6 protein-coding genes are annotated in these 6,033 nt (G+C 68.3%); 2 read left to right on the top strand and 4 right to left on the bottom strand.

The window, feature by feature from the left end; translation table 11 throughout:
- Nucleotides 1-112: 2-dehydropantoate 2-reductase N-terminal domain-containing protein (locus F3J14_RS33010; RefSeq protein WP_282100787.1), on the bottom strand; the 112-nt coding region annotated here is incomplete at its 3' end.
- 257 nt (nt 113-369) lie between these two features.
- On the opposite strand from F3J14_RS33010, the gene F3J14_RS33005 reads away from it, so the two are divergent.
- Nucleotides 370-1,923 carry a methyl-accepting chemotaxis protein gene (locus F3J14_RS33005; RefSeq protein WP_166726477.1) on the top strand — a complete coding sequence of 518 codons (1,554 nt, stop codon included), beginning with the start codon at nt 370-372 and terminating at the stop codon, nt 1,921-1,923.
- Nucleotides 1,924-2,034: 111 nt separating this feature from the next.
- Here the strand turns inward: F3J14_RS33005 and F3J14_RS33000 are convergent, their stop codons facing one another.
- Nucleotides 2,035-2,712, bottom strand: a complete 678-nt coding sequence (locus F3J14_RS33000; protein WP_166726476.1) for a response regulator transcription factor — start codon at nt 2,710-2,712, stop codon at nt 2,035-2,037.
- Nucleotides 2,713-3,072: 360 nt separating this feature from the next.
- Here F3J14_RS33000 and F3J14_RS32995 point away from each other — a divergent pair, with 360 nt between their 5' ends.
- Nucleotides 3,073-3,564, top strand: a complete 492-nt coding sequence (locus F3J14_RS32995; RefSeq protein WP_166726475.1) for a hypothetical protein — start codon at nt 3,073-3,075, stop codon at nt 3,562-3,564.
- Nucleotides 3,565-3,631: 67 nt separating this feature from the next.
- On the opposite strand, the gene F3J14_RS32990 is transcribed toward F3J14_RS32995, so the two are convergent.
- Together F3J14_RS32990 and F3J14_RS32985 are read right to left on the bottom strand one after the other, a co-directional pair.
- Entirely contained in the window at nt 3,632-4,993 is a 1,362-nt protein-coding gene (locus F3J14_RS32990; RefSeq protein ID WP_168736399.1) for a sigma-54 dependent transcriptional regulator, read from the bottom strand.
- A 169-nt stretch (nt 4,994-5,162) separates the two neighbouring features.
- A complete protein-coding gene (locus F3J14_RS32985) occupies nt 5,163-5,747 on the bottom strand; it encodes a hypothetical protein (protein ID WP_166726473.1) in 585 nt (194 codons plus the stop codon).
- Nucleotides 5,748-6,033: the final 286 nt, after the last annotated feature.

The following is a 6,033-nucleotide window of genomic DNA, read 5'->3' as shown; positions in this document are numbered from 1 at the left end:
CCGCGGCCGCGCGGCCGTCGCGCACCAGGAACGTCACGTCGCGCCCCGCCGCCGCGAGCCGGCCGCCGAAGTATCCGCCGACCGCGCCGGCCCCCACCACCAGGATTCGCATCGTTGCCTCCTTTCAGGTTCGTTCGACGCCGCCGCCTGAGCCCGACCGTCCGGGCACGACACGCCACCGTCATCGCCCGACAGTATAGCGACGGCGAATATGTATATGCATAGATGACCGCACCGCGCTCGCTGGTATCGAGCGGCTGCCGTTTCTAAGGGATTTCCCGCCTACGGCCAGGCTCGTGGCGCGCCGTCAATGACTTATCCCGTCACGCCGTTCCGGCGCGCTCGTTCGACCGACCGACCTCACTACCCATGCGCACCCTTTCCCTGAACCAGAAACTCGCCTCGATGATCGTCATCCTGTGGCTCGGCCTGCTCGTGATCGCCGGCGTCGGCGCGTGGCAGACACGCGCGTCGATGATCACGGACCGCCGCGACCAGCTGGCGTCGCTCGTCGCGCAGGCCACGAGCGTGACCGACCACTACTACAAGCTGTCGCAACAGAACGCGTTGCCGGAAGCCGACGCGAAGCAGAAGGCGCTCGAGGCGATCGCCGCGATGCGCCACGGCACCGACGGCTACATCTCGGTCAACGACTCGAAGCCGGTGATCGTGATGCATCCGATCAAGACCGACCTCAACGGCAAGGACGTGTCGAATTTCGCGGATCCGAACGGCAAGCACCTGTTCGTCGAGATCGTGAAGGCCGGCAACGCGGAAGGCGGCAAGGGCTTCGTCGAGTATCTGTGGCCGAAGCCGGGCGCCGACAAGCCGCAGGACAAGACCAGCGCGGTGCAGCGCTTCGCGCCGTGGGACTGGTATCTCGTGACCGGCATGTACATGGACGACGTGCGTTCGGCGGTGCTCGCGAGCGTCGGCCGCTGGTTCGCGATGACGGCCGTGCTCGGCGCGATCGCGACCGCCGTGATGGTGCTGGTGCTGAAAAGCGTGCGCGCGAACCTCGGCGGCGAGCTCGAGGTCGCGCTCGACGCCGCGCAGCGGATCGCACAGGGCGACCTGACCGCGCGCGTGAACGTCAAACATGACGACCGCGGCAGCCTGCTGCATGCACTGCATACGATGCAGAGCGGGCTGATCGACATGGTGGCGCGCGTGCGGATGGGCACGGAGAACATCAACGTCGGCGCGAGCGAGATCGCGTCGGGCAACACCGACCTGTCGCAGCGCACCGAGGAACAGGCAGCCGCGCTCGTGCAGACCGCGTCGAGCATGGACCAGATGACCGCGAACGTGAAGCAGAACGCGGACAGCGCCGCCCAGGCCGCGACACTTGCCGACCAGGCCGCGCAGGTCGCGTCGCGCGGCAGCGAAGTGGTCGACAATGTCGTGCGCACGATGAACGAAATCACCGACCGCTCGCACAAGATCGGCGACATCATCGGCGTGATCGACGGGATCGCGTTCCAGACCAACATCCTCGCGCTGAACGCGGCCGTCGAGGCGGCGCGCGCGGGCGAACAGGGCCGCGGCTTCGCGGTGGTCGCTGCCGAGGTGCGCTCGCTCGCGCAACGCTCGGCGACGGCCGCGAAGGAGATCAAGTCGCTGATCGTGTCGTCGAACGAAACCGTCGAGCACGGCGCGACGCTCGTCACGCACGCGGGCGAGACGATGGCCGAGATCGTGCAGTCGGTGCGGCGCGTGAATGAAATCCTCGACGAGATCAGCCATGCGTCGCGCGAGCAGAGCGCGGGGATCGAGCAGGTCAACCGGGCGGTGGGAGAGATGGATCAGGTCACGCAGCAGAACGCGGCGCTCGTCGAGCAAGCCGCGGCCGCCGCGCATTCGCTGCGCGATCAGGCCGAAGCGCTGCGCGACGCGGTCACGCGATTCGCATTGCCGGCCTGACATCGCCGGATTCGGCGGAATTCCGCCGAATCCATCGATTCCGGCGGACTCCACCTGACGGGCCGGCGCCGCGCGGTGCCGGCCCGAGCCCGGCCCGCGCTGCTTTCGCGCCTACCCCGCGCCGACCGGCTGGCTCGCGCCCCCGGCGCCGCCGAACCCCAGCCCGGCCGCCCGCTGGACCAGCTCGATGTCGTTGGTCACGCCGAGTTTCTTCATCGCGCTGATCTTCTGCGCGCTGACCGTCTGCTTCCCCTTGTTCAGCCGCTGCGCGATCGTCTTGATCGGCACGCCGGCCAGATAGAGGCGAATCACCTCGATTTCGCGCGTCGACAGCTTCACCGGCGGCTGGTCGTGTTCGGCGAGCGCCTCGAGCGCGCGCCGGACGAGCGGCGACAGGTAGCGCCCGCCGCTGTAGCTCGAATGGATCGCGGTGACGATGTGGCCGACGTCGTCGAACTTGCTGACGAGGCTCGCGCCGCCTTGCGCGAGGATCGAGCGGAAGATCACCGGATTCTCGTTCCCGACCAGCGCGACGATGCCGACGTTCGGGCGCGAGCGGCGCAGCCAGTCGAACAGCGCGAGGCCGTCCATCTGCGCGTCCTGACCGATCGCATAGTCGACCAGCACGATGTCGCAGTCGATGCGGCCGAGCGCGTCGACCAATTCGCCCGGGGTCCGGGAGACGCCGACGAGATCGATCGCGCACGCGTCGCCGGCAATGTGCTCCATGCCCGCGAGCGTCAGCGGCCAGTCGTACGCGAAAACAGTGCGAATACTGAATTTCCCCATGCGCAGTTCCAGAAGGTTCGCCGGGCCGCGCGGCGCGGAATGCGCGCGCGGCCGGATCGGCGTTGAATGACGTTCGAGATATTTTTATCCCGAACGTCATTCTAGGAAGCGGCGCGCGGCCGGGATATCGGACGGTGTATAGATTGGCCTGCGGGAACGTAATACGAGTTTGATATTTGCGCCGGTCCGGCCATTCGGCGGCTGCCTGAGTCGGCCGGATGGCCGACATTGCGGGCGACGCGGGCCGCACGGCCGGCCCGCGGGGTAAAATTGCGGCCTTTGCATGCCACTCCGGGCGACCGGCCGCGGGCAGCGCGCCGCTCCCGGCCGCGCGCCCCGCCCGTTCGCCGCGCTTCCTCCATGACCGAATCCGATCTGCAATCCGACGACACCACCATCCACCAGGACGGCCTCTGGCACGACAACGGCTGGACCGCCCGCATCATCAAGAACGAGGACGACGATGGCTGGGCCGTCGAGATGATCAAGGACGGCGAAGCCGAGCCCGCGCTGGTCGGCCCGTGGACGATGGGCCGCGACAAGAAGAACCCGAAGCCGATGGACGCGAACGCGTTCCGCACGCTGGTGAAGACCGCGACCGAGGTGCTGATGCGTCACGAGCAGCAGCGCCGCGCGATGCTGCACAAGGAAGTGACGGTGCAGGACAACGACGGGCAGGATGTGTCGGTGACGCTCGACATCGTGCCGGACGAGTTCGAGCCGTATGCGCAATTGAAAGCGTTCGACCCGTACGGTGAGCTGCTGGCCGACGCGAAGGTGTCCGCCGGGTTCAAGCTCAACAAGGCCAGCGCCGCGCGCTGGGTCGAATCGGGCTTCGAACGGCCGGCCTGACGTCACGGGCTTACGGGCTGGCGGGCCGGCGCCTGCGCGGCGCCGCGCCGCGCGGGCGCAACCGCCGTCAGCCGTGCAGGCCGTGCGCGATCATCAGGCGGTACAGCGTCGCGCGCGAAATCCCGAGTTCCGCCGCGACGTCGGCATGCTGGTGCCGATGCCGCAACAGCGTTTCCTCGATCGTCTGGCGCTCGGCCTGCCGGCGCGCCTCGGCGAGCGTCGGCGGCCGGTGCGACGTGTATTGGCTCAGCTCGAGATCGACGGCCGAGATCAGCGGGCCGTTGGTCATCACGACCGCGAAGCGGATCCGGTTGATCAGTTCGCGCACGTTGCCCGGCCACGCGTAGTTGTGGATCGCCTCGATCGCGCACGGCATGAAGCCGCGAATCCGGTGCGAGCCGTCGTCGCGATAGCGCCGCAGCACGTGGTCGGCGAGCAGCATGATGTCGCGGCCGCGCGCGCGCAGCGGCGGCTCGTCGATGCGCAGCACACACAGGCGGTAATACAGGTCCGCACGGAACCGCCCCGCCTGCAGCGCGGCCTCGAGATCGACATGCGTCGCGGACACGATCCGCACGTCCACCGGAATCGACACGCGCCCGCCGAGCCGCTCGATCTTGCCCTCCTGCAGGAACCGCAGCAGGCTCGCCTGGCTCTCGAACGGCATGTCGCCGATTTCGTCGAGAAACAGCGTGCCGCCGTGCGCGGCCTCGATGCGGCCGATCTTGCGCTGGTGCGCGCCGGTGAACGCGCCGCGTTCATGGCCGAACAGCTCGGCCTGCAGCAGCGTCGGCGGGATGGCCGCGCAATTCACGGCGATGAACGGCGCGTCGGCGCGCGACGAATGCTGGTGGATCGCCGCCGCGGTCAACTCCTTGCCGGTCCCGGATTCGCCGGTGATGAACACGGCGGCCTCGGTGTTCGCGACCTTGCGGATCGTCGCGAACAGGCGGCGCATCGCGCCGCATGCGCCGATCATCGCACCGCCGGGCGGCGCGGCATCGACGGCCGGTTCGCTTTCCACCAGTTTCAGCATCCCGTACGCATGGCCGACTAGATAGCCGATCGTCGTGCAGGCCGTCGCATTGCACACATAGTCGAAGCAGCACTGGCGAATCATGCGCGCGACGGTGGCGTCGCGCAGCTGCTCGTCGTCGGCGAGCGCGACCCAGCCGATACGCGGGTCGCGCAGCAGCGCCTCGAACGAGGCGACGTCGGGGGGCGCGAAGTCGTCGAAATCGACGATGCCCGCGTGCAGGCGGTTCGCCTTGACGAGGTTGAGTGCGTCCGCAACGGATTTCGCACGCCACACGTCCCAGCCGCGCGATGCGAGACAGGCGATGAGCCCCGCATCGGGATGCTGCGACAGATACACGAGCGGGCGCGACAGCACGGTATGGGGACGCCGGAACGCGACGAACGGCGGCATGCATGCGGCCCGTTCGCCCCCTTGGGGGCCTGACAGTCTGATCGGGCAGTAATGGTTCACGATGGCCTCGCCGCGTAGGGTTGTCTGGCGGAGCGCGGCGCGAATCGGTGCGTGGCAGGCCTTCCTGCCCACGCGCCGCGCTGCCGGCGTGTCCGCTCGGGAAAGTTCGTTATCGGCAGAACACGACGCGCTGCGTGTAGATCTGCGGTTCGACGGCGGGTCGCGCGGCCTGGTTGAGGTCTTCGCGATAGGTGCGGTAGGTCCTGCCGTTGACCGTCACCTCCGTCGCGGACGCCGTCTCGATCGTGTTCAGCCCGTTGCGCTGCCAGTCGCTGACCTGCGCCGACGCGGACAGGTTCGACTCGCCCGCGATCTTCTGCGTGATCGCGCTGCTGTCGCTCCACGGCTGCGTCCGCATGTCCTCGGTGTGCTGCATCGCGCCGACCGTCTTGCCGGTCGGAACCGGCCCGCTCTGCGCTTCGAACGGCGCGCCGCGGCCGTACACCGGCGATTGCCACGACGGTGCGTGCCCTTCCTCCGGCATCATGTAAATCATCTGCGGGTCGCCGACCATCATCATCGGCATGCATCCGGTGTTGTCCGGGCGGCCGAGTGTCGTCAGCGCCTGCTGGACGCTCGCGGCGTTCGCGAGGTTCTGCTCGCTCAGGATGACAAACACCCCAGGATTCTGGAAAACCGACTGCGCGGCGGCTTGCGTGCCGTACAGCAGCAGAGCGACCAAAAAGATCCTCATGATTGAGGCCTCCTTGTACCCTCGTCAGGCAAAAAGAGGTGTTGGCCTCGGGGATGGGACCAACACCCGTCAAACTTGCGACGTGCGTCGCGCAGCGGACCCGGCGGCTCCCGTGCGCCCGGCATGCGGTCGCGCGAGAGCCGGGCCCGCGTGCTTACGACGACGTGCTCGTCGAGATGATGGCCGGCGCCGGCATGGCCGGCGCGGCCTGCTGGTCGACCGTGGCCGGCGCCGGCTCCTTCGCCGTGTCGGAACCGGCCGGCATATCGGCGGACGACGCAGGCGA

Origin of the sequence: Burkholderia sp. Tr-862 (assembly GCF_011753085.1) — a bacterium.
Taxonomy (GTDB): domain Bacteria; phylum Pseudomonadota; class Gammaproteobacteria; order Burkholderiales; family Burkholderiaceae; genus Burkholderia; species Burkholderia ambifaria.
The sequence above is the reverse complement of the archived record's forward strand: the minus strand, read 5'-3'. Positions and strand labels throughout refer to the sequence as shown.